We start from the raw sequence: 24,212 nt of genomic DNA on the forward strand, positions 1-24,212 counted from the left end.
CTCTACTTCCTCATGACCAGAGAGAGGCTCCGTGGATGAATATTGCACTGAGTGAGGCCAGGAAATGGCATGGAACTAAAGAAGACTCTATTACCAGCAATTATCATGCATTAATAGGTCATAAATGGATAAAAAATCTAGTTGGGACATTAAATGCCTGGTGTTCGTCTTTTGTAAATTATTGTTTTCAAGAAAGTGGGTATCATAAAACAGTTCCAGATCCATATCGTGCCATTTCGTTTTTTAAAGATAGCAATAACTTTTTTGAAATCAAAAAACCTATCTATGGATGTGCCGCATCATCAGGACATCACGCAACCTTTGTATATGGTCAGTCTAAATCTGGAAAATTAATTTGTTTGGGTGGGAATCAGGGGGATACAATAAAATTTTCATCCTATAATGATTTGAGGTTTTTTTTACCGGTGGCATATAAAGGATATTACGAGTCAACTGTACAAAAAGAATTAGAGATCTTTGATGTAGATGAACTCAATGAAATGATTGGTATTAATTATAAAACAACTGGACGTGAGAGTACAAGATGATTCTAACAAACAAAATAAGACTAGCATTATTTCTGATAACTTTACCCGTAATTAATAGTTTTGCATCTACTTTTACCAAGGAGTTTGATCGAATTGATGGTGTCCATAAGGTGAGAATCGATATTCAAGAAGAAAATATTGGGGGCATTAAAAGTTCAAAAATAACCGCTTCGGAATATGTGAACAACAAAAAAATATGGAGTCTTGTAGATTATGTAAACAAATGCCCGCTTGATATAAATATGGCGTTGATTAAGGACTCATTCGAGATTAAGAAAATTAATGACTCATTAGATACAGTATTGTTTGCTTATACCATAGGTTGTGTGGGCGGCCTCGATCCAGTTGCTGTAAAATATTTTGCTTATGAAAATGGTGTGAAGCATTCTCTTCGAGGAGAAGAACGGATGATTACGCCTGTTGGGGTAATTGATGATAATGTTAGACCACTACCAGATACTAATTTGAAAAATAATATTCTATTGCATAAATACATGCTCAACAATTGGTGTAAAGCATCAACAGTTGTTCTGAAATAGATATGTTTTGATTAAATATTTAATAAATCTAGTGGGCCAAATGAAATTAGTGACAGTGGTGAAGTGGAAACTAATTGTTGTTTTTTAATTTGTATTATTCCAAACAGTTATGGGATTTTATTTCCACAACTAAAGTAAATTAGAATCTTATTATTTCTAGCCTAAGTCTGCGAAAGATGAAGAAGGTGGGCCATGAACAATTTTAAAATTATAATTGTGTTACTGTTGTTGTCATCTTGAGTGCTTGCAAGGTACCCCGGTGGAATATCCTTACGTGAGAAAATGAATGTCATATACACTTAAACATCTGCCAGAACGCTATCTCAGACCTAAGTCTCTGAATTTCTCTCGTTGGCTTATTGCTCTGGTTGCCGTGCTTTCGGTCAGTGTTATCTTAATGCGTATATTTGGGCGTTATGTTGAAAATCTGTACTTTTGGAAATTGGCTTTAGGTTTACCTGTTGCTTTATGGAGTGTCTTGTTTTTTTCTCGTCTGCTTCTTTGGGCTTTACAGGATAGTAAAGCAAACGCTTTTGACAAACAGCGAGAGCAGTGGATCCTCCGGGAAACCCGTAAGGCACGGCGTGTACTACAGGTGCTGAATGTAACATTTATTACCGGCCACTCATCAGTTAATCAGAAAGATGCGGCTATTGCTATGCAAAACAACGATAGCATTATTGTTTCACAGGTCGACCGAGATGGTAATGAAAGCACAAGAATGAGCCAGGTTGCTTCCAGCCCACATGACTTGCCAGAATTCGTGATAACTAATATTTTTTCGCAGTTGATTGCTGGCATTCCTTTTGCACAAATTCCTGAGAAAGTCCCACTGGTTGTTGTTTTTGATATAACAACATCTCTGCCCCTTGAGAATATTCGCCATTACTGGGACGAGGCCTGGCAAAAGAATAATATTCCCCATCCTGTTGAATATGGTGAAGGGAGTGGACTCAGCGTAATTGACCGCTGGTTGAATATACGTATTAAAGATAATGCAATGCTATTGATTGTGGGGCTCCAGTTTAATCCTTCCGATTCTGACAATACCGCTGAGGCCGGTGTAGCACTGCTTCTGGGCAACCGCCTCACACAGAACTCACTCGAACCCGTCGCATTGTTGCACCGGCCAGACGCTGCCCCTCCAGGTGAACTGAGCGAGGGGATGAAGATGGCCGCCTGGAACGTCCCGCTCAAAGGAAACATCGTGAAAAATTTATGGCTTGCCGGGCTGACGGGTGAGCAGCGCGCAGAAGTTATAGGGTGTCAGAATGCGCATCCTGCACAGGCTGTAGAGAACGAATCAGTCATTTCACTCGATATGTCTATGGGACATGCCGGTGCCGCAGCCCCCTGGCTGGCCATCGCGGCCGCCACTGAAATAGCCCGACAGACACAGTCTCCACAGATGATTATCTGCGGTGATACGACACAGAATGTGCTGTGGAGCACGCTTATTACTCCGATTGCTTCCCGACAGGAGATGGATCCGTGAAGCTACCTTTTTCTTTTGCACCAAAGACTACGGAAGGCCGATATCTTTCTGTCGCATTTATTCTCTTTTTAGTTTTTGCCGTAATGATGTTTATAGTCTGGAAGCATCCAGATATGGCAGGGCTTGAAGACGGCAGCCAGCAGCAGATTTACTGGCTTATTGGCGGGGGCTGCACTACCGGATGCATATCTGCCATGCTGGTTTTACTCCTGTTGCAGGCTCTCAGTGGGGGCAAAAAGGAATTTGATGCTCTCATCGACAAAACTAAGGGTGATGACGAGAAGAAACGGGAGAGTGAAAAAGCTCCTGTATCTCCGGCAGTGCTAATGTCTGCCAGGATACGTGCTCATCTGCGTTCGCGTATCGGTCTTTACTGGCGTGGCAAAGCCCGCCTGTTGTTGATAACCGGCGATGAAGCTGCGATAGAGCAACTGGTTCCCGGCCTGCAGCAAAACCAGTGGCTTGAAGGCAACCGTACCGTTCTGATTTATGGCGGGAGCCTGACGACTGAACCGGACAAGGAAAAATACACCGCGTTGCGTAAGCTGCGTCGTGGACGTCCGCTGGACGCGATTGTCCGCGTCATGCCGCCGTCGCTTAACCTGACCCCACAAATCAGTGACAACGATTTACGCGGGCTGGAAAAAATCAGCGAACTTCTCTGTTATTCCGCACCGGTCTGGCTGTGGCAACTCTGCGACAGCAAATGGTCACAGGCCACACGTCCTGAGCAGCCAGTGGGGGCAAGCTTTCCACTGCGCGCAAAAGAAGACGATGTTATCCGCCAGCTTGAGCTGATGCTGCCGGCCCTGCGGGCGCAGGGGATGAGTCAGGTCGCGGAAAACAACCGCCACGACTTCCTGCTGCGTCTGGGCCAGCACCTCAAAGACGGGGGTATCGCCCGCCGGGCTCTGCAACTGGTGCCATGGCTCTCTGTCTCTCAGCAGCGCGTTCCACTGAGGGGCCTGATGTTCAGCCTGCCGGGGAAGCAACCCGCGGAGACGTCAGAGGAAACTGCCGGAACGGAGAAATATATCCCGGAATCACAACGCCATGCCCTGACCCTGCCGGTGACATGGCAGGGTATCGTTGACGACTGCACCCGTGTGCGTGGCGGCCGTGTCGGTATGGCGTGGGAAAGAACGCTCGTCTGGACGCTAATGGCGATGATTGGCGTCTGGGGGGCGGGAACGCTGCTGTCGTTTGCGGTTAACCGGTCACAGATAGTCTCAGTTGCGCAACAAGCCCGTGCCCTGGTGGAACACCCTTCCGTATCGGACTACCAGCTGACGGCACTCCATGACCTGCGAAACGACGCCGGTCGCCTGCTGCATAATGTTGAGGAGGGCACGCCATGGTATCAGCGCTTCGGGCTTGACCATAACCAGCAACTGCTCAGTGCGATGCTGCCCTGGTATGGTGTGGCGAACAACCGCCTGATACGCGACCCGGCGAACGCCGCCCTGGCGCAAAAGCTCACAGCGCTGGTCAGTTCAGCGCCAAACAGCGACCAGCGGGCGCAGCTGGCGAAACCGGGCTATGACCAGCTGAAAGCCTGGCTGATGATGGTTCGTCCGGATAAAGCCGACGGTGCATTTTACGCGCAAGCGATGAAAACCGTGCAGCCGACGCGTATGGGCATCTCAACCGGGCTATGGCAGAGTCTGTCGCCGGATTTATGGGCTTTCTACATTAACGAATTGCCAAAGCAGCCACAGTGGAAAATCACCCCGGACGCGCAGTTGGTCAGCCAGAGCCGTCAGGTGCTGTTGCAGCAAATTGGCCACCGCAATGCAGAAAGTACCCTGTATGAGAACATGCTCAAATCCGTACGCCGTAATTTCGCCGATGTGTCTTTGGAGGACATGACCAGCGGTACCGATGCCCGTCGGCTGTTCACCACCGAAGAAGTGGTGCCGGGTATGTTTACCCGACAGGCCTGGGAAGGCGGTATCCAGCAGGCCATTGAGAAGGCGGCAACCTCGCGCAAGGATGAAATTGACTGGGTATTGAGCGATTCCCGCAAAGCCGTATCGGCGGATCTCTCCCCGGAAGCGCTCAAAGCGCGCCTGACAGAGCGTTACTTTACTGACTTTGCCGGCAGCTGGCTGAACTTCCTCAACAGCCTGCGATTAAATCCAACAAACAATATTGCCGATGTCACCGACCAACTGACGCTGATGAGCGATGTCCGCCAGTCGCCGCTGATTGCCCTGATGAATACACTCGCCTGGCAGGGGCAGACCGGCCAGAAAAGCGAAGGCCTCTCAGACTCAATCATCAAATCGGCTAAAGACCTCGTAGGCGGGAAAGACAAACCTGCGATTGACCAGTCAGCGTCAGGCCCACAGGGACCTCTGGATGAAACCTTCGGCCCGCTGCTTCAGCTTCTGGGTAAAAACAACGGCAGTAACGTCATGTCGGCTGACAACTCTCTGAGCCTGCAGACCTATCTGACCCGTATCACCCGCGTGCGCCTGCGCCTGCAGCAGGTGGCCAGCGCCTCAGACCCGCAGGAGATGATGCAGACCCTGGCGCAAACCGTATTCCAGGGCAAAAGTGTGGATCTGACCGACACCCAGCAGTACGGCAGCCTCATTTCGGCAAGCCTTGGCGAAGAGTGGAGCGGTTTTGGCAGCACGATGTTTGTGCAGCCTTTGACCCAGGCCTGGGAGACCGTGCTTCAGCCGTCGGCAGCAAGTCTGAATGACAAATGGAGTCGCTCAGTTGTGGCTACCTGGCATACGGCATTTGACGGGCGCTTCCCGTTCGCCGCGAGCAAGAGTGATGCCTCTTTGCCCATGCTGGCCGAATTTATACGTAAGGACAGCGGGCGTATTGAACGCTTCCTGACGACTGAACTCAGCGGTGTGCTGCATAAAGAGGGCAGTCAGTGGGTACCGGATAAGGTTAACAGCCAGGGGTTGAGCTTTAACCCAACGTTCCTGCGGGCGATTAATCAACTGAGCGAGCTGTCAGACATTCTGTTTACCGATGGCAGTCAGGGCATTAGCTTCGAGCTGCAGGCGCGCCCGGCACCGCAGGTAGTGGAAACTCAGTTGACCATTGATGGTCAAAAGCTGCACTACTTTAACCAGATGGCCGACTGGCAGTCCTTCCGCTGGCCGGGAGACACATACAAACCAGGAACAATGCTGACCTGGACCTCGGTCAACGCCGGAGCGCGTCTGTTTGGGGATTACAGCGGGACCTGGGGCTTTATTCGCTGGCTGGATCAGGGCAAGCGGCAGCAGCTTGACCGCAGCCAGTGGATGGTAAGTTTCACCGCCCCGGATGGTCGTACTCTGCAATGGGTACTGCGTTCACAGCTGGGCAGCGGGCCGCTGGCATTACTGGCACTGCACGGCTTCACGCTGCCGGATCAGATCTTCAGCGTTGACAGCGCGGCCACGGCTCAGGCGCTGATGGCCAACACGGAAAATAGTGACATGGATGGAATCGAATAATGAGCACTCTTCAGAATCTGGTTGCCGCCTGTCAGGCGGACGAAATTGAACTACGACAGCAGGCGCAGGTACGAACAGAAAGCTGGCGGCCCTGGCTTGCCCCTGTCAGCGACACCAATCCTACAGGGGAAGATCCGGGTTATGACGATGATTTCCAGCGTATCAGAGAGGAGGTGAATAAACTCTCCGGCATCGATACCGGGCTGATTTGTACGCTTGCCGAAAAATTGCTGACCACTACCGCCAAAGATATCCGGATTGCCACCTATTACTGCTGGGCGCGTTTGCACCAGGACGGGGAAACCGGCTTTGCCGAAGGGCTTGAACTGCTGGCAGGATTGCTGCAGCGCTACGGAGTTCAGCTTCATCCGCAGCGGGAGCGAAGCCGTAAACCGGCGCTGGAGTGGCTCGCAGGCTCTCGTCTGCTCGACAGCCTCTCCCTCTGGCCGGAAGTAGTGCGCAGCGATGCTCAGCGCACTGCCGGTGCGCTGTTGCTCATCCGCGACAGTCTGGAGACAGAGCCGGAAACGTCACGGCCAGAACTGAATGCGCTGTTCAGCGCGCTGGAATCCCGCCTGATGAAGGCTGGTGGCGTAGATGCTTTGGTTCCTCAGAACGCCAGTGACTCGTCTCAGCCACAGATCTTATCGCACGTGACAGAACCTGATGCGCCCGTCCTGAGCCGCATTACGTCCGGTCAGGATTTACTGGCCCAGGCCCGGACCCTGACGGGTTATCTGCGTGAGCAGCCCGATGGATGGCTTGCCGCACACCGGCTGATGAAAAGCCTGCGTCATGACACGCTGAGCGCTATCCCGGCTCCTGATGCAGAAGGGAAAACGCGGATCGAACCACCGCGGGCTGACCAGCGGACCATGCTCAAACGTCTGTACCTGCAGCAGAGCTGGCTGGAGATACTGGAGCACGCGGACAGCACTTTCTCCCGTGGCGCCAACCACCTCTGGCTGGATTTGCAGTGGTATATCCACCAGGCCCTGATTAAATTGGGGCAGGATGTACTGGCTGATATCATCGCCGCTGACCTGAAAGGATTGCTACGCCGCCTCACTGGGCTTGAAACGCTGGCCTTTAATGACGGTACGCCGTTTGCTGATGAGGTCACGCTGAACTGGATAAATCAGAGCGTGCTGGACGATATGTCCGGCTGGCGTGATGAGCGAGTCAGTACTGCCGGTGAGACGGACAACGATATTCTGACCCTCGAGCAGGAAGCGCTTGAGAAGGCGGACACGGATGGCCTGGATGCCACACTTCACTGGCTGCAGACTCTCCCGGGCAACGACTCCACGAAAGACAAATGGCTGCTGCGCCTGCTAATGGCCCGCGTGGCGGAGCAGAAGGGCAAAAATGAACTGGCCCTGCATCTGCTGGGGGAACTCGATGGCGCTGCACAGTCCATCACCCTCACGCAGTGGACCCCAGCGCTGCTATTTGAAGTCAAATCGCGCCGTCTCAGACTGCTGCGCATGAAAGCCACCCGCAGCGAAACCGATAAATCTCGGCTTCAGCCCGAGATGGATCAGCTTCTGGCCGGTCTGATTGCGCTTGACCCGGCAGGCAGTGCGGTACTTTGCGGGTAACCAGGACTGAATTCAGCGAAAAGGAAAAACGTATGCCAACAAAAGGCTTTTATCTGGTGCAGGGTGACAAAACAACCTGCGGCGGGAGAATTATAACGGGCGCAGAAGATCACACTCTGTTTGGTAAGCCTGTTGCCCGGGAACAGGACGGCGTGACCTGCGGTAAATTTATAGGAATTTACAAGGTAGCCGGTGGCATCGATAACGATATCATTCACGGCAGACGAATGGCCGGGACTCTCGACAGCTACAGCACCTGTCCGTGTAAGGCGAAGTTCATTCCGTCTATGATGAATGATACGTATGAGAAGAGTGGCGGGAGTGCTAATTCTGCAGGGGAGACAATGGCAGCTACAGCTACAGCACCTTCATCGGCATCTTCGCTTGCAACTTCACCGGCAACTACTCCACCAGTAACGACCACCGGGCAGTCGTCGGACCTTAAGAGTAAGCCGCATTGTCAGCATACTGATGGCGCGATAAAGGTTGCTGACTATATACTCAAAGAAATTAAGACGAATGTCAGAAGCCAGACTGCAGAAACAATCAGATATTTTATCGACGAGGATACTTTAAAACAAAGGCGTGCAGAGTGGAATAAACTTCCTTTTTATGCAAAGTTGTCTCCATATCCAAATCCAGATTTGCCTGCTGCAATGGCTGTATGGTATCAGACAGTGAAAACAGGTTCTATATGGGATCATAAACCAATAATCCGCGATAGATTTTCGTCAGTTGCTGTTGCCAGACCCCTACCCAGAAAAGGAAAACCTTCTAGATCTTATTACCACAAATTCAAACAACACGATTACTTTTATGATGTGTGGTCAAATATACATTATGGTTATGTTGGACTTAGTGTCGGTTTTTCTGAATCATTGCTCCTAAAAGGTTCTACTTGGGAACAAAATATGACGCCAGGGGCTGTTGGGGATGATACGATAGATGATGTTACGAGCATGAAAATTGGGTTTGCTCTATTTCATCAATATGGGAAGTATGCAGATAATTTAACTGTGGATAATATACTTGAGGCGCTCGAGAAAACACCAGATGTGCTACTTCCTCACTCAAGAGAAAAACATTGGTGCTGGAATACAGATAACCCAGAAAAGATAGAGGTCTGATTTTGAGAAATAAAATAGCACTTTTTATTATTATATGTTTTTTAGGGTTTCTGGTGCTGATTTCTCATGTCATCCCGATACGACCCTCCGTAACCATTATAAATTATACTAATAAATCTCTGTACATCTATGCAGGTGAGAGTATTTATAATGTAGACCCTGAGCCAGATGAAGTTGAAAAAATTGTAAAGGCAAAACCTGAAGTAATAGCACCTGGTGGGAAGGGAGAATTCAAAGCTTCATTTATATCTCTGTTCAGAAAAGACGCGGCGATCGATATCGGTTGGAGGATAGGTGGCCAGTATGAATATAATTCAACTGGCGGGGGAGGCCAGAATTTTATTCTTTCTTCAAAAGAGGGGGCTTGTTCTTTGTCGATAAAAATACAAAATGGATTTAATAATGACACGCTAGAAAATGCTCCTGGTAATATGTGTTTTAAAAAAATAAAAGCATTCAAGTATGAATATTAATCAATGTCGCTGTAATCTTGGTAGTGTTTTCTTGAATTTAATATTTCCCATTCATTAATCAATGAGAGAAATTTAATATAAAACATATGGACGACTTAACCCTGCGTTACTACGACGCTGAAATGCGCTACTTGCTGGAAGCCGGCGAAGAATTTGCCCGCGCTCACCCCGAGCAGGCAGTAATGCTCAACCTCGATAAAGCTGGCGCGCGCGACCCGTACGTGGAACGCCTTTTTGAGGGCTTTGCCTTCCTGATGGGGCGATTGCGTGAAAAGCTTGATGACGACCTGCCTGAACTGACAGAAGGGCTGGTCAGCCTGCTCTGGCCGCATTACCTGCGCACCATACCGTCGATGTCGGTGGTGGAGTTCACCCCTGAGTGGCGTGAGATGAAAGAGCAGATGCGCATCGTCAAAGGCTTTGAGGTGAACTCAAGGCCGATCGGTGAGAAGGGCACGCGCTGTCGGTATACCACAACTAAAGAGATTACTCTCCAGCCGTTGTCGCTTGAGCACGTCCGCCTGTCGACTGACCCTGACGGGCGTTCGGTTATTAGCCTGCGGTTTAACTGCAGCCATCTCGCCGACTGGAGCCGTATCGATCTCAGCCAGCTCCCGTTCTACTTCAACGCAGACGCACCACTAGCCTGCGCCATGCATGAAGCCTTTACCATGAACACGGCGCGCCTGTGGCTGCGGATGCCGGGTGATATAGACAGAAGAACGCTTGACGGCTATTTCGCTGTGCTGGGATTTGACGATGATGACGACCTTTGGCCGAAGGGGAGCAGTAGTTTTAGCGGCTATCAGCTGCTGCTGGAGTACTTCACCTTCCGTGAGAAATTCATGTTTACCGGCCTGCGTGGGCTGGAGACCGTAGTCTTTCCGGCTGAACTCCCCTGGTTTGAAATCGACGTGGTGCTGGCAGAACGCTGGGAGCATGATTTCAGCTTTACCGAAAAGCATCTGCGCCTGAACTGTGTGCCGGTGATCAACCTGTTCCCGCTGGAATCTGACCCGCTGACGCTCAACTCCCTGCAGACCGAATACATGCTGCGACCGATGCGGGTGCAGGACGGCCATACTGAGATTTACTCTGTGGACTCGGTGATGTCATCCAGCCAGCATACCTACGTGCCATTCTCGAGCTTCCGTCACAAAGGCGGCATGATGCGTCATGAAGCCCCGGAATATTATTATCACACTCGTGTGCGGCGCGGCCCGTCAGGCCTGTACAACACCTGGCTTATTCTGGGCGGCGAAGCGTTTGATAACCACACGGTACCAGAAGATGAAAGCCTGTCCCTGACGCTCACGGGCACAAACGGCCAGCTCCCGCGGCGAGCGCTCCAGAGCACCGTGCTCGATACAGTGATGAAAACGACTTCAGCCAGTATTGCCGTGCGTAACCTGTGTGCGCCGACGCTGCCCTGTTATCCCCCGGCGCAGGATCGCTTTCACTGGCGTGTGCTGAGTCATCTTGGCAGCGGCTTCCTGTCGATGATGGATAATGCCGACGTGCTGCGCGGCACGCTGGCGCTGTACGAGTGGACTGACAGCGAGATGAACCGCCGTCGTCTGGAGGCGATTATCGACGTGAAGCACAGTGAAACGGAACGCTTTGAGCAGGGATACCTGGTGCGCGGGGTGCAGATTGAGGTGACGCTGGACAGCTACGGCTTTGCCGGGCGTGGCGACATCTGTCTCTTCGGCGAGATGCTAAGCCGCTTCTTCGCGCTCTACACCGATATCTATCTGTTTAACCGCCTGATTATCATTCTGCAACCGACCGGAGAACGCCTGGAATGGCAAGAGAAGCACAACCGCCGTATTCCCGGCTGAGCCCACGGCTGGAGGCGGATCTTCACCGCATTAACTTTTACCGTTTCTGTCAACTGCTGGAGAAGCGCAATCCAGGTAAGCCGTTGATGGGCTCGACCAGCCATCCCGCCGATGACCCGGTACGTTTTGCACCGCACTCGGGGATGGGATTCCCATCCAGTGAGCTAAAGGCTGTCGAGTATGCCGAGGATGATGACAGCAGACCACCGCTCATCCGCACAACCTTTATGGGGATGTACGGTGTCGACTCACCTCTGCCGACGGCCTATCTCGATGATATTACTCAGCGTCGTGAAGGGTATGAAGCGCTGCAGGGTTTTCTGGATATCTTCAGCCATCGCATCCTGACGCAGTTTTACCGCATCTGGCGCAAATACTCCTATCCCGCAACGTTTGAGCCGGGGGGAACGGACAGCATTTCACAGTCGCTGCTGGGGCTGGTAGGGCTGGGCATACCGGGAACCGCAAACCACATTGCCACCCCGGTGTCCCGCTTTCTGGCGCTACTCGGGGTTCTGCAGCAGCCGGGCAAAACCCAGGAGGGAATGCAGGCCCTGGTGACACTGCTGGCCCCGGATACTCTCGTGAAGGTCAGTCCATACTGCCTTCGACCGGTGGAGGTCAGTCAGCAACTGGGCTTCTACGGTGATGACGATTTTCAACTGGACGGCAATACCCCGCTGGGTGACGAAGCAATGGATGCCAGCAGCCAGTTGCTGGTTGCGCTCGCGACGGAAAACGAACAGGAGGCGCAGGGCTGGAAGCCGGACGGCCAGCTGTATCAGGATTTCCTGGTCATGCTCCGGGTGTACCTGGGCTGGCGGTTCAAGGCCAGAATTACATTGACCACTTCAGTCCGGCTGCTGGCCGTTCCACCGCTGGGCGAAAGCCCTTTCTGGCTGGGAATGAACGGTGTGCTGGGAGTAGAGGGTGATACTCTTTCGGATGAAATACCCGATACCTTTACGACAGAACTGGGTGATTACCGCGGGCTGGAGCCTGCGAAACCGCAACAAGGAAATCGACGTGTTACCTACAAGTTTAATTAAGACCATGCGCTGGATTATACCTTTTATGGCGATTAGCCTGACAGGCTGCGGCGTGGCGCAGAGCGTCACCGACGGCACCAAATCGGCGTTTAATTCTGTGTTCTATAAAAAGATTAAAATACTGCATCTGGATTTCACTGCACGTGAGGCGCTGAACATTGATGCCCGAGAAAGTAATCCGCTTTCTGAACCAGTCGTGGTGCGGGTTTACCAGCTTAAAGATCGAAAAATCTTTGATAAGACGGTTTATATGCAACTGCTTCAGGATGATAGCAGCATTCTGAAAGACGCTATGCTAGCGAGCCGTGATGTCGTGGTAAAACCAGGCGGTGATGCAAGCCTTGATATGCCGATGGAAGAAGCTGCGCAGTTTGTGGCTGTGGTGGGGCTGTTCCGCCATCCGGATGAGGTCAACAGCACCTGGAAGCAGGTTATTAAACGCAGCGACCTGGATCCGGATAAACCGCGTACTCTGGAAGCTGGCGAGAATCATCTGACGCTGCAACCGCTTAAGGACAACTGATGCCCCACGGACATAACACGCCTTCACTGTATGAAATGCTAACCGGAAATTTTTCCGGTGGCCTCAACCTCAACCAGGTGAGTGAAGAAAATCAGGTCATCCTCTCAGTGTTGGATAATATGCAGCGCGTTCTCAACTGTCGCGCCGGCACGCTCGCGCATCTCCCTGACTTCGGCTTGCCCGATATGACGAAAATCCTTCAGGGTATGCCAGGGACGGCCCATGAACTTATGAGCACGCTGTCGACTGTCTTGCTCAAATATGAACCTCGACTGAAGAAGATAGATGTTGTTCTGCTGGACCAAAAAGTTCCAGGCGAACTGCGCTATGCCATTGACGCTGAACTCAAGGGGATTGGCCTGGTGCGCTATGGCACTGAGTTTATGCCCGAAGGACGGGTTCTGTTGAGGCACCTCAGGCAACAGCAGTACCTCGATACCACAGCCCGTATTTAAGGCCAGGAAACACTATGTCAGTAAAATCACAATTCATAAAAAAACTGCAGGCCAGTCAACCTTCACCCGTTCCTCCAGTCAGTAAAACTCAGGCAGATATTGCAGCGTTTCGCCTGCGAATGGAGCAACTTCAGCAGCAGATGGATGAGTGGCTCACAGGTACCGGACTGAATGTGAGCACTGTCTCTGCTTCCGTTTCGGACCTGCTGGTGGAGGGAGGGGCTTTTGAGATTTCCGGTATTGTTCTTCGTTATGACAGTCGGGCGGTAAAGTTTATGCCGATCTTTCTGTATGGACAGGGCGTCGCCGGTTGTGTCGAGGTGACTTTCTGTGCCGGAGAAAATGTTATTTCTCAAGGGCGGCTCTTTATGCGGGTAGGGGGGGGAAGTGACTGGATCTTCACTCCCCCAGATACACCATCCCGGTCAGGACAATTATTTGATGAAGGTATTTTTTTCGGTCTGATTTTAGCGCTGTTGCCATAGCGATAACATTATTTCATCAACTGACGAAATCAACTGACACGAATATGCAGGCTCTCCAGAATGACTATAGATATAACTTTAAAAACCGGCGGCGACCCGCGCACGCTTCCGGATTATGCCGCCCTTCGCGATGAACTGAGTAAATTAAGCCATCCCGCTCGACCGGACGTGAACTGGGTATACGTTGAAAAACGCTGCCTTTCATTATTCGAGCAAAACGGTGTTGAGTTGCAGACTGCAGCCTGGTACACCCTCGCCCGTACGCACCAGTCTGGAGTCGCTGGCCTGAATGAGGGGCTGGCGATCCTGGAGGCTCTGATTAGCCACCAGTGGGAGGTTTTCTGGCCGCATTCGCAACACGTGCGAATGGAAATCCTTAGCAGCCTGAGCCAGCGCCTGCAGCAACTCATGCGTATGCTCACTTTGGATGACAGCAATCTGAGTGAACTATATAACGCTGAAGCGTTGCTTGCCAGGCTGGGGGCGGTGCTCCAGACCCTTGAGCTTAAACACCTCAGCCAGTTCGAGACATTACGAACGGTGATACATTCTAATGCGGCAAGACTGGAAAAAAATCATGGAATGACAGATTCGCATGAGATGAAGCCCGACAGGGAAGCGCCTTTGGAAAAGGATGAACCGATCCAGGCGGTGAAAAGGGTATATGTTGTCCAGCAGAAAAATGAGCCGAACGGTGAGGAACCTGTGATGCCCTCCCGGATTGCCGGGCAGTGGAAGCCCTTTGTCGCCGGGATGTGTTCTATGCTGGTGGTCTGCGTCGCCGTAGCGTGGGGAGGGGGCTTTCTCTCCAGACCCGATCCCTTAACGACTCAGGCCATTGCCTCGCTGGCGCCGTTACCTGAAGTGCTTACACCTGTTCAGCAAGACGCGTTAACGCAGCGAGGAACGTTACCGTCTACGTTTATCTCAGATACGCAGCAGCAGCTTGCACGGCTGGATAAACTGTCTCCTGACTGGAATATTTCCTACAGCCTACAGCTGTTAAAGCAGCTCCAGACATTACGGCCCGAAGAGGCTAAAGCGCTGATAATACAGTGGCAAAAAAAGTTTAACGCGACGGCGTTGCCTGTAGACGCAATGAACAGCTGGTATCAGGGGATGATGACGCTTCAGCAACTGAGTGATCGGCTGAGTAGTCTGGATGAGCAAAAAGGAAAATATATAACCGTGAGTGAGCTTAAATCAGTGGTTTTTTCGACTATACAGTCATTTAACCATGCGATACCCGCTGAAGAGCAGCTCAGGCGCCTGTCGCAGTATCCTGCAGGAAGTGCGCTCCCTGAAGCAGAAAAGACCCAACTTGAGCTTCACCTAAAGCAACTGGCAACGCGTTATGCTCAAATAAAGCAGGATGCTTCTGCTCAATGAGTTTTTGCAGCGAACAGACTAATTTGGGTTAAAAACAGAGGAAGATAAAAGTGTCCCCTGCAGGAATCGAACCTGCAACTAGCCCTTAGGAGGGGCTCGTTATATCCATTTAACTAAGGGGACGAGGCGGCACGAGTATAGCGTTATTTACACTTTGCGTTAAGCGCGTTGCCGCCTGACTGCTCAAAGAGTCACCATTCAGGTTGATTTTTTTGCTGCTTTATCCTTTTCTGCCTGCGCCTTAAGCTCGGCTTTGCGTTTATTCGACATGTCGTTACGGATTTGGGCATGGCTTAACAGCGCGAAGATAAACGTTCCACCGCAGATATTCCCCGCCAGCGTCGGAATGGCGAACGGCCAGAAAAAATCGCTCCAGTGAAGCGTACCGTTAAAGACCAGATACAGTATCTCAACGGTACCGACCACGATATGCGTGGTATCCGCCAGCGCAATCAGCCAGGTCATCAGTATGATCACCACGATTTTAGCGCTACCGGCAGAAGGGAACATCCACACCATTGTGGCGATAATCCACCCAGAGATGATGGCATTTGAAAACATTTCGACCGGCGTGTTTTTCATCACATCCATACCGATCTTCACAAACGCGTCCCGGGTGGGTTCATCAAATATCGGCATATATTCAAATGCCCAGGCCGCGATGCCCGTGCCGATGATATTTCCCAGCAGAACCACGCTCCAGAGCCTCATCAATAAACCAAAATTGCCGAGGGTGGGGTTTTGCATCACCGGCAGTACGGCGGTCACCGTGTTCTCCGTAAACAGCTGCTGGCGGGCCATGATGACGATAATAAAGCCGAAGGTGTAGCCGAGGTTCTCCAGTAAAAATCCGCCGGGCACGCCCTCCAGCTGCACATGAAATATCCCTTTAGCAAGCAGCGAGGCGCCCATTGACAGTCCAGCCGCGATAGCTGACCAGAAGAGGGCCATGGCATCGCGCTCCATCTCCTTTTCACCGTCCTGGCGTATATGCTCGTGGATTGCCATCGCGCGGGAGGGGAGGCGATCCTCATCAATCTCTATCTCCTCACCACGCGCTTTTTCCTCGCTTTCAATTTCATGTTCCTCATTACTTTCGCCAATTTTGTCTTCACCCACTTCTTTCATATCTGCTCCCGGAGGTTGATCTTTCTTTTAAGCGTAGCGGCTTTTATCGGGATGCCTGTGGGGATGCTCTTAAATTGGCGGGAATGACAACAAAGGTGATACATCTTGTTCAAAGACATTATAAAATTGCCAGCGAAACGAATTCCAAAAGTCAGGCTATGCTGAGATCAGAGTCACGGTGATTACTGCCCGTAACTGTACTCATAGACATCGGTAAACGTGCTGTTACAATCACTTGCACGTTTTCAGACGGAGCGCCAGATGCTCCGTTACGGATGGCAATCAACGATAGCCATACTGAACAGGGAGATATTTATGAAACTTCGGCTGTCGGCGCTTGCGCTGGGCGCGACGATGCTTGTGGGCTGCGCCAGCTCCGGGGAGCAAACGGGACGCTCTGATCCTCTCGAAGGATTTAACCGCTCTATGTATAGCTTCAACTACAACGTGCTGGACCCGTATGTGGTTCGCCCGGTGGCAGTAGCATGGCGCGATTACGTTCCACAGCCCGCGCGTAACGGGTTAAGCAATTTTACCAGCAACCTCGAAGAGCCTGCGGTGATGGTCAACTATTTCCTGCAGGGCGATCCGTATCAGGGGATGGTGCACTTTACGCGCTTCTTCCTGAACTCCCTGCTGGGTATGGGTGGTTTTATCGATGTTGCAGGTATGGCAAACCCGAAACTGCAGCGTGAACAGCCGCACCGTTTCGGCAGTACGCTGGGGCATTATGGTGTCGGTTACGGTCCTTACGTCCATCTGCCGTTCTATGGCAGCTTCACTGTGCGTGATGATGGCGGCGATATGGTCGATACGCTGTATCCGGTTCTGTCGTGGCTGACCTGGCCGCTGTCGGTGGGTAAATGGACGGTGGAAGGGATTGAAACCCGTGCGCAACTGCTTGATTCAGACGGTCTGCTGCGCCAGTCGTCCGATCCATACATTATGGTGCGTGAAGCGTACTTCCAGAATCATGACTTTATCGCCAACGGCGGCAAGCTGAAGCCGGAAGATAATCCAAACGCGAAGGCTATTGAAAACGAACTCAAAGATATTGATTCGGAATAAATAAAAAAGGTGAGCAACGCTCACCTTTTTTGATCCCTGCGCGATTAGAACGCGTAGTTGAAGTTAGTACCGAACAGCCAGGCTTTACCTTCAGAGGTAAATTCGTACGGGCCTTCCTTGAAGGTCACTTTCTGGCCATGCATATAAGATACGCCCGCATCGACAGAAGCATTCTCGTTGAACGCGTAGGTTGCACCAGCACTCACCCAGAAGCGGTCCTGATCCGGAATGGAGATGGAGCGCTTATCAGCCGGTACCGGGCTGTCATCGAATGCGATACCGGTACGGAATGTCCAGTTATCATCCATATAATAGGTGGTACCCAACGCAATGCGATAGGCGTCGTGGAAGCTCTCGTCCTTATAGAACAGCGTTTGACCGTTGGTGCCGGTCGCTTTCAGCTCCTGGAACTGGCTCCAGCTGGTATAGGCCAGGCTATAGTGAATAGCCCACTGTGGCGCTACGCGGTTGTAACCCGAGACTTCCCACATTTCTGGCAGATGCAGTGACAGTGAGCCAGGGACAGTTTGACCGGAAGTCCCCCACGGGATAGTGGTACCCGCACCAGGGACCAGGCTGTTGACCGGCGTCAGGATACCGCTCTTGTAATCGCCGTCGAAGTCAATTTTTACTTCGGAACGATAGGTCAGGCCCCAGCGGTTGTTTTTGTCCAGCTCGTACAGAATACCGGCGTTCCAGCCATAGCCCCACTCATCGCCCTTCAGGCTGGCAATTTTGTTGCTGTTTTTCGGCAGGCGAGCCGTTTGTTCACCGGCGTAACGCTCAATTTTTGCATCGGCGTAGACGGCATCAAAGCCCAGACCGAAGCTCCAGCTGTCGTTCAGACGATAAGCACCGCTCAGGTTCAGGTTTAGCGTTGTCAGGTCGGTTTTACCGCCGTATTCGCCTGCCGGGTAGTTGTTGTTGAACTCGGTAGCAAGGCCATAGTTAGACGTGACGGATGCGCCCCAGCCAAATTGTTCATTGATTGGTGCAACGAAGTGCAGGTTAGGTACCCACGCCGTTGGCGCAATGTTATCTGCTTTCAGGCTCGCACCAGAAGGTGACGTGCCGGAAATGTTAACATCAGGATCGATATACACCGCACCAGCAGAGAAGGTCGGGCGATCGAACATCATGATTAATGCAGGGTTACGGCTTGCGTTACCCGCATCATCAGCGATTGCACCTTCCCCTGAATACGCGCGGCCAAGGCCAGAGGAAGAAAATTCGTTTAGCTGAAAGCCCGCTGACCAGGCGGAAGTAGAGACGATTGCCACTGCGACTGCCAGCGCAGTCTTGTTGAACAGGGTTTTCTGGCTCATGACCATAACCTCATTGAGTTATTTTTATTCAATAATTGTTACATACCGTAACAGGAGCGCGAAGTGTAGGGTCTGAGGTATGACAGACAAATCAGACCAGTGGCCAGAGTATAGGTCCGACCAGCCTGAATGTTGCAAGTTTGTTTATTAATATTTTCAAACATGTTTCTTGAAACGAGATCTGGTTGGCAAAATTGTGACCATCGCGGCTCACCCAAAAGGGTGGTTTTTGTTTTAGATCATTTTTTAGTGTGATATCGGTCACTTATCCGATTTTGCGCCATTAACGGCTGGAGAGAGCCAGCGCTGGGGCGTAAAATATCAGCATCGTGTTTATCTCGCGCGCTGCGCGAATACAGAGGAAATTGAGCTATGAGTAAATGCAGTGCTGATGAAACCCCGGTTTGCTGCTGTATGGATGTTGGCACCATCATGGACAACACCGATTGCACCGCGTCTTACAGCCGTGTGTTCACCAACCGCGCCGAAGCCGAAGAAACGCTGGCCGCGCTGAGCAAGCGCGCGCGTGATGTGGAGTCCGATCCGTGTGAAATCAAATCTACCTTCACGGAAGTGGAGGGCGGCGTGAAGCTGGATATCGACTTTGTGTTTGCCTGCGAAGCTGAAACGCTGATTTTCCAGCTCGGTCTGCGTTAATTCTTTTTGCCCGGCGGCGCTTCGCTTGCACGGGCCTACGATCGTGTAGGCCGGGTAAGGCACCGTCGCTACCCGGCAACAAACCGCACAATTGCCTCTGCCATGCAGGGGCATTTTCTTTTTCTTCTCTGTGTTTTACCTCGCATTTTTAAGCTTCCCCGATTGGCTGAATGTAAAAAAATGGTTAAGACTGTTATCAGGTCAGACCACTTTATAGTCATGTAAAATTTTTCACAGGGGAAGGTTATGAGTCAGGCATTACCGCTAATCACCCGACAAGGTGACCGCATTGCCATTGTCAGCGGTCTGCGTACGCCGTTTGCACGTCAGGCGACGGCGTTTCACGGTATACCGGCTGTCGATCTGGGGAAAATGGTAGTGGGGGAGATGCTGGCTCGCAGCGAAATTCCGCCTGAGGTCATCGAACAGCTGGTCTTCGGTCAGGTGGTGCAGATGCCTGAAGCCCCTAACATTGCGCGGGAGATTGTTCTCGGTACCGGCATGAACGTTCATACCGATGCCTACAGCGTTAGCCGCGCGTGCGCGACCAGCTTCCAGGCGGTAGCAAACGTGGCGGAAAGTCTGATGGCGGGCACCATTCGCGCCGGGATCGCAGGCGGCGCCGATTCTTCCTCCGTACTGCCGATTGGTGTCAGTAAAAAGCTGGCCCGCATTCTGGTGGATGCTAATAAAGCTCGCACCACCGGTGCGAAGCTCAAACTCTTCTCGCGTTTACGCCTGCGCGATCTCATGCCCGTGCCACCTGCCGTCGCGGAATACTCGACTGGCCTGCGAATGGGCGATACCGCCGAGCAGATGGCCAAAACCTACGGCATCACCCGCGAGCAGCAGGATGCGCTGGCGCATCGCTCGCATCAGCTGGCAGCGAAAGCCTGGTCGGAGGGCAAACTCACCGACGAGGTCATGACCGCCTACACGCCTCCCTATCGAGAGCCTCTTACTGAAGACAACAATATTCGTGGCACCTCGACGCTGGCGGATTACGCCAAGCTGCGTCCGGCGTTTGACCGCAAGCACGGCACCGTGACGGCGGCCAACAGTACGCCGCTGACCGATGGTGCTGCTGCGGTGATCCTGATGACGGAGTCGCGTGCAAAAGAGCTGGGCATCACGCCGCTGGGCTATTTGCGCAGCTATGCCTTTACCGCCATTGATGTCTGGCAGGACATGCTGTTAGGTCCGGCGTGGTCCACGCCGCTGGCGCTGGATCGTGCAGGGCTAACGCTGGCGGATTTAACCCTGATTGATATGCACGAAGCCTTTGCCGCGCAAACCCTGGCAAACGTGCAGCTGCTGGCAAGCGAGCGTTTTGCACGCGACGTGCTGGGCCGCGCCCATGCCACCGGCGAAGTGGATCAGAGCAAATTCAACGTGCTGGGTGGGTCGATCGCCTACGGCCATCCGTTTGCGGCCACGGGCGCGCGAATGATCACCCAGACACTACACGAACTCCGTCGCCGCGGCGGCGGATTTGGTCTCGTCACCGCCTGCGCGGCGGGCGGCCTTGGTGCAGCAATGGTTCTGGAGGCTGAATAATGGATATGCCATCTGCATTTAATCTGACGGTTCGCCTCGATAACGTCGCGGTTATCACTATTGATGTGCCTGATGAAAAGATGAATACCCTGAAGGCTGAATTCGGCACTCAGGTTCGCGCCATGCTCAAGCAGATCCGCGAAAATAAAGCGATTCGTGGTCTGGTCTTTATCTCGGCTAAGCCGGATAACTTTATTGCCGGGGCCGATATCAACATGATCGCCCGAGCGAAAAGCGCGCAGGAAGCTGAAGATCTGGCGCGTCAGGGGCAGCAGGTGATGGCTGAAATCAACGCTCTGCCGATTCCGGTTATTGCCGCGATCCACGGTGCCTGCCTTGGCGGCGGGCTGGAGCTGGCGCTGGCCTGTCACAGCCGTATCTGCACTGACGATCCGAAAACCGTTTTAGGGTTGCCAGAAGTGCAGTTAGGCCTGCTGCCGGGATCGGGTGGAACACAGCGTCTGCCGCGTCTGGTTGGGGTTAGCACCGCCCTGGAGATGATCTTAACCGGCAAGCAGCTACGCCCCCGTCAGGCACTGAAAGTGGGGTTGGTTGACGACGTCGTTCCGCACACCATTCTACTGGACGCTGCCGTTGAGCTGGCGCTGAAGGGACGTGAGACAAAACGTCCTCTCCCCGTACGCGAGCGCGTGCTGGCAGGGCCACTGGGGCGCGCGCTCCTGTTCAACATGGTAGGCAAAAAAACCGAGCAAAAAACCAAAGGCAACTACCCGGCGGCAAAGCGCATTCTGGAAGTGATGGAAACCGGGTTGTCGCAGGGAAGCAGCAGCGGCTATGCCGCTGAGGCCAAAGCCTTTGGTGAACTGGCGATGACACCGCAGTCGCAGGCGCTGCGCAGCATCTTCTTCGCCAGTACTGAGGTGAAAAAAGATCCTGGCAGCGAGGCAGAGCCTGCGCCGCTGCGCGCCGTTGGCGTGCTGGGCGGTGGGCTGATGGGCGGCGGAATCGCGTTTGTTACCGCCAGCAAAGGCAAATTGCCCGTGCGCATCAAAGACATCAGCGCAAAGGGCATCAACCACGCGCTGCAGTACAGCTGGCAGAACCTTGATCGGAAGGTCAAACGCCGCCATATCAAGGCAAGCGAGCGTGATAAAACCCTGGCGACGATCTCCGGCACGACGGATTACAGCGGTTTTGCACACCGGGACCTGGTGATTGAAGCCGTATTCGAAGACCTGGCGCTTAAGCAGCAGATGGTGGCTGACGTAGAGCAGCATTGCGCGCCGCACACTATTTTTGCCTCAAACACCTCGTCTTTACCGATTGGCGATATCGCGGCGAAAGCTGCTCGTCCGGAGCAGGTCATTGGTCTGCACTTTTTCAGTCCGGTCGAAAAAATGCAGCTGGTGGAGGTGATCCCGCACGCCACGACCAGCCCGCAGACCATCGCTACCGTGGTGAAGCTGGCGAAAAAACAGGGTAAAACCCCGATTGTGGTCGCGGACAAGGCTGGCTTCTACGTCAACCGTATTCTGGCACCCTATATCAACGAAGCGATGCGGCTGCTGACGGAAGGGGAGAAAATCGAGCACGTCGACGAGGCGCTCGTAAAGTTTGGCTTCCCCGTCGGTCCAATCCAACTTTTGGATGAGGTGGGAATAGACACCGGCACTAAAATTATACCTGTGCTGGAAGCGGCTTATGGCGATCGTTTTACCCCGCCTGCAAACATTGTTTCTGCAATTTTGAAGGATGATCGCAAAGGCAGAAAAAATGAACGCGGTTTCTATCTTTACGGCGCGAAAGGGCGTAAAAGCAAGAAACAGGTCGACCCTTCGGTTTATGGGCTTATTTCGGCCACCGGTCAGGGAAGACTGTCTGCCGTTCAGTGCGCAGAACGTTGCGTCATGATGATGCTCAATGAAGCGGCGCGCTGCTTTGGTGAACAGGTGATCAAGAGCGCACGCGATGGCGACATCGGCGCGGTATTTGGTATTGGTTTCCCGCCGTTCCTTGGCGGCCCGTTCCGTTACATGGATACGCTCGGTGCGGGTGAAGTGGTTGTCATTTTGCAACGTCTGGCCTCGCAATACGGTCCGCGGTTTACACCGTGTGACGAATTATTGCAGATGGCGGAGCGGGGCCAGACATTCTGGCCTGCAAGGGAAACTGATTTCGTAAACTGAAGTCAAAGAAGGGTAAATCCTGAGGTGAATGAACCTGTTCTGGCGATTTTGTAAACAGAGATTGACTATACTTACGCCATTGAGGTAAAAAACAGCGTTTCATTCACCGAATGGATCAGGCACAATGCCCGGCCATCGGGTTTTCTACCTCAGAGCATTAATCGCGGGTAGTTAACGCCGGTGATTCTGGTTAACAAAAGCGGTGCAATATGCAAGTTTTTATCATGCGTCACGGCGACGCGGCACTCGATGCCGCCAGTGACTCAGTACGTCCTTTAACCGTCTGTGGCTGTGACGAATCCCGTCAAATGGCGACGTGGCTTAAAGGTCAAAAAGTGGACATTGAACGCGTTCTGGTGAGTCCGTTCCTGCGTGCAGAACAGACGCTGGACGTGGTAGGGGAGTGTATGAACCTGCCATCCAGCGTGGACGTTCTCCCTGAGCTGACGCCATGCGGCGATGTCGGTCTTGTCAGCGCTTACCTTCAGGCGCTGTGCAATGAAGGTGTCGCTTCCGCACTGGTCATTTCCCACCTGCCGCTGGTCGGCTATCTGGTATCTGAGCTGTGCCCGGGCGAAACGCCGCCAATGTTCACCACTTCCGCCATTGCCAACGTCACTCTCGACGAAACCGGCAAAGGGGTCTTCAACTGGCAAATGAGCCCGTGCAACCTGAAGATGGCAAAAGCCATCTGACGTGACGTGTGACAGGGCGGGGTACTACGTGTTTCCCGCCCTTCTGTCAGGGCAACTCTGGCGGCTGCCACTCCTCAACTTCAATCAACACCAGCAATGCGGCATCGCCGCCGTACTCTTTCGGTGCCTGATGAAACGCCATCACGTGCGGGTGCTGAGCCAGCCACAGCGGCGTCTGTTGCTTCAGAATGTGTTTACCGTGGCCGTGCATCACGCAGGCGCAAAAAACGTGTTCGCGGCGACAGGCGGCAATCAACGCCCCCAGCTCCTGTTTCGCCTGCATCTGGGTTAAGCCGTGCAGATCGAGAAACAGCTCCGGCGAATAATCTCCGCGTCGTAACTTTTTCAGCTCAAAATGGCTGACGTCTTCGCGCACGTACTTCACAGCCCCTTGCGTATTGAGCAGCGGCTGAAATTCATCTGAAAAATAGTGGCTGTTATCCGCCTGCTCCTGGAGCAGCCGTTTGACCGGAACTTCGCTGATTTTTTTACGCTGCGGACGGTGGACAATCGTGTCCTGCGCGATTTTACGCGTCCCGGTCATCAACTGGCGGAAGAGAGCCTGATCCTCCTCGCTGAGCGATGTTTTCTTTTTCATTCGTCATTCTCATCTCGTATTTCCGATAGTGTACCCGACTAAACG

The 24,212-nt window shown here is 52.6% G+C and carries 21 protein-coding genes and 1 tRNA gene; 18 read left to right on the forward strand and 4 right to left on the reverse strand.

Annotated elements, in window-relative coordinates:
• Positions 1-35: 35 nt before the first annotated feature.
• The 13 genes from A6013_RS27610 (at position 36) to A6013_RS16980 (ending at position 14,992) form a co-directional block, all read left to right on the forward strand.
• The gene (locus A6013_RS27610; RefSeq protein ID WP_224065883.1) at positions 36-548 is read left to right on the forward strand and encodes a TIGR02594 family protein; all 513 of its coding nucleotides are present in this window, start codon (positions 36-38) and stop codon (positions 546-548) included.
• Complete coding sequence (locus A6013_RS16925) at positions 545-1,087, forward strand: M949_RS01915 family surface polysaccharide biosynthesis protein (RefSeq protein ID WP_069733460.1); 543 nt, start codon at positions 545-547, stop codon at positions 1,085-1,087. Before A6013_RS27610 ends, A6013_RS16925 begins: the two co-directional genes overlap by 4 nt.
• A 286-nt stretch (positions 1,088-1,373) precedes the next feature.
• Complete coding sequence (locus A6013_RS16930) at positions 1,374-2,582, forward strand: hypothetical protein (protein WP_069733461.1); 1,209 nt, start codon at positions 1,374-1,376, stop codon at positions 2,580-2,582.
• The gene (locus tag A6013_RS16935; RefSeq protein WP_069733462.1) at positions 2,579-6,049 is read left to right on the forward strand and encodes an ImcF-related family protein; all 3,471 of its coding nucleotides are present in this window, start codon (positions 2,579-2,581) and stop codon (positions 6,047-6,049) included. Before A6013_RS16930 ends, A6013_RS16935 begins: the two co-directional genes overlap by 4 nt.
• A complete protein-coding gene (tssA, locus tag A6013_RS16940; protein ID WP_069733463.1) occupies positions 6,049-7,650 on the forward strand; it encodes a type VI secretion system protein TssA in 1,602 nt (533 codons plus the stop codon). The genes A6013_RS16935 and tssA overlap by 1 nt, the downstream gene beginning before the upstream one ends.
• A 32-nt stretch (positions 7,651-7,682) precedes the next feature.
• Positions 7,683-8,777 carry a polymorphic toxin type 44 domain-containing protein gene (locus tag A6013_RS16945; protein WP_069733464.1) on the forward strand — a complete coding sequence of 365 codons (1,095 nt, stop codon included), beginning with the start codon at positions 7,683-7,685 and terminating at the stop codon, positions 8,775-8,777.
• Positions 8,778-8,830: 53 nt separating this feature from the next.
• The gene (locus A6013_RS16950; RefSeq protein WP_248040660.1) at positions 8,831-9,250 is read left to right on the forward strand and encodes a hypothetical protein; all 420 of its coding nucleotides are present in this window, start codon (positions 8,831-8,833) and stop codon (positions 9,248-9,250) included.
• 86 nt (positions 9,251-9,336) lie between these two features.
• Positions 9,337-11,091 carry a type VI secretion system baseplate subunit TssF gene (gene tssF / locus A6013_RS16955; RefSeq protein WP_069733465.1) on the forward strand — a complete coding sequence of 585 codons (1,755 nt, stop codon included), beginning with the start codon at positions 9,337-9,339 and terminating at the stop codon, positions 11,089-11,091.
• Positions 11,055-12,140 carry a type VI secretion system baseplate subunit TssG gene (tssG, locus tag A6013_RS16960; RefSeq protein WP_063155677.1) on the forward strand — a complete coding sequence of 362 codons (1,086 nt, stop codon included), beginning with the start codon at positions 11,055-11,057 and terminating at the stop codon, positions 12,138-12,140. The genes tssF and tssG overlap by 37 nt, the downstream gene beginning before the upstream one ends.
• A complete protein-coding gene (gene tssJ / locus A6013_RS16965) occupies positions 12,118-12,663 on the forward strand; it encodes a type VI secretion system lipoprotein TssJ (RefSeq protein WP_069733466.1) in 546 nt (181 codons plus the stop codon). The genes tssG and tssJ overlap by 23 nt, the downstream gene beginning before the upstream one ends.
• Entirely contained in the window at positions 12,663-13,118 is a 456-nt protein-coding gene (gene tssE / locus A6013_RS16970; protein WP_041908863.1) for a type VI secretion system baseplate subunit TssE, read from the forward strand. The genes tssJ and tssE overlap by 1 nt, the downstream gene beginning before the upstream one ends.
• Before the next feature lie 14 nt (positions 13,119-13,132).
• A complete protein-coding gene (locus tag A6013_RS16975; protein ID WP_069733467.1) occupies positions 13,133-13,603 on the forward strand; it encodes a hypothetical protein in 471 nt (156 codons plus the stop codon).
• Between the two features lie 60 nt (positions 13,604-13,663).
• A complete protein-coding gene (locus tag A6013_RS16980) occupies positions 13,664-14,992 on the forward strand; it encodes a VasL domain-containing protein (RefSeq protein ID WP_069733468.1) in 1,329 nt (442 codons plus the stop codon).
• A gap of 51 nt (positions 14,993-15,043) precedes the next feature.
• Here the strand turns inward: A6013_RS16980 and A6013_RS16985 are convergent.
• A tRNA-Arg gene (locus A6013_RS16985) sits at positions 15,044-15,115 on the reverse strand.
• Positions 15,116-15,190: 75 nt separating this feature from the next.
• Entirely contained in the window at positions 15,191-16,120 is a 930-nt protein-coding gene (locus A6013_RS16990; protein ID WP_041908869.1) for a formate/nitrite transporter family protein, read from the reverse strand.
• Positions 16,121-16,435: 315 nt separating this feature from the next.
• Here A6013_RS16990 and mlaA point away from each other — a divergent pair, with 315 nt between their 5' ends.
• On the forward strand, positions 16,436-17,188 hold the full coding sequence (mlaA, locus tag A6013_RS16995) for a phospholipid-binding lipoprotein MlaA (protein WP_041908870.1): 753 nt from the start codon (positions 16,436-16,438) through the stop codon (positions 17,186-17,188).
• 44 nt (positions 17,189-17,232) lie between these two features.
• Here mlaA and fadL read toward each other — a convergent pair whose 3' ends face one another.
• Positions 17,233-18,513: a long-chain fatty acid transporter FadL gene (fadL, locus tag A6013_RS17000; protein WP_041908871.1), complete on the reverse strand. Its 1,281-nt coding sequence runs from the start codon at positions 18,511-18,513 to the stop codon at positions 17,233-17,235.
• A gap of 372 nt (positions 18,514-18,885) precedes the next feature.
• Here fadL and A6013_RS17005 point away from each other — a divergent pair, with 372 nt between their 5' ends.
• From A6013_RS17005 to sixA, 4 genes are all read left to right on the forward strand, one after another.
• Positions 18,886-19,170 carry a YfcZ/YiiS family protein gene (locus tag A6013_RS17005; RefSeq protein WP_023336445.1) on the forward strand — a complete coding sequence of 95 codons (285 nt, stop codon included), beginning with the start codon at positions 18,886-18,888 and terminating at the stop codon, positions 19,168-19,170.
• A 246-nt stretch (positions 19,171-19,416) separates the two neighbouring features.
• Positions 19,417-20,727 carry an acetyl-CoA C-acyltransferase FadI gene (gene fadI / locus A6013_RS17010; protein ID WP_041908875.1) on the forward strand — a complete coding sequence of 437 codons (1,311 nt, stop codon included), beginning with the start codon at positions 19,417-19,419 and terminating at the stop codon, positions 20,725-20,727.
• Complete coding sequence (gene fadJ, locus A6013_RS17015) at positions 20,727-22,874, forward strand: fatty acid oxidation complex subunit alpha FadJ (RefSeq protein ID WP_069733469.1); 2,148 nt, start codon at positions 20,727-20,729, stop codon at positions 22,872-22,874. The genes fadI and fadJ overlap by 1 nt, the downstream gene beginning before the upstream one ends.
• Positions 22,875-23,083: 209 nt before the next feature.
• Positions 23,084-23,569: a phosphohistidine phosphatase SixA gene (sixA, locus tag A6013_RS17020; protein WP_003861375.1), complete on the forward strand. Its 486-nt coding sequence runs from the start codon at positions 23,084-23,086 to the stop codon at positions 23,567-23,569.
• Positions 23,570-23,615: 46 nt separating this feature from the next.
• On the opposite strand, the gene smrB is transcribed toward sixA, so the two are convergent.
• Entirely contained in the window at positions 23,616-24,167 is a 552-nt protein-coding gene (gene smrB, locus A6013_RS17025) for an endonuclease SmrB (RefSeq protein WP_008502613.1), read from the reverse strand.
• Between the last annotated feature and the right edge of the window lie 45 nt (positions 24,168-24,212).

It is taken from the genome of Enterobacter sp. IF2SW-B1, assembly GCF_001743375.1.
Classification (GTDB): domain Bacteria; phylum Pseudomonadota; class Gammaproteobacteria; order Enterobacterales; family Enterobacteriaceae; genus Enterobacter; species Enterobacter bugandensis.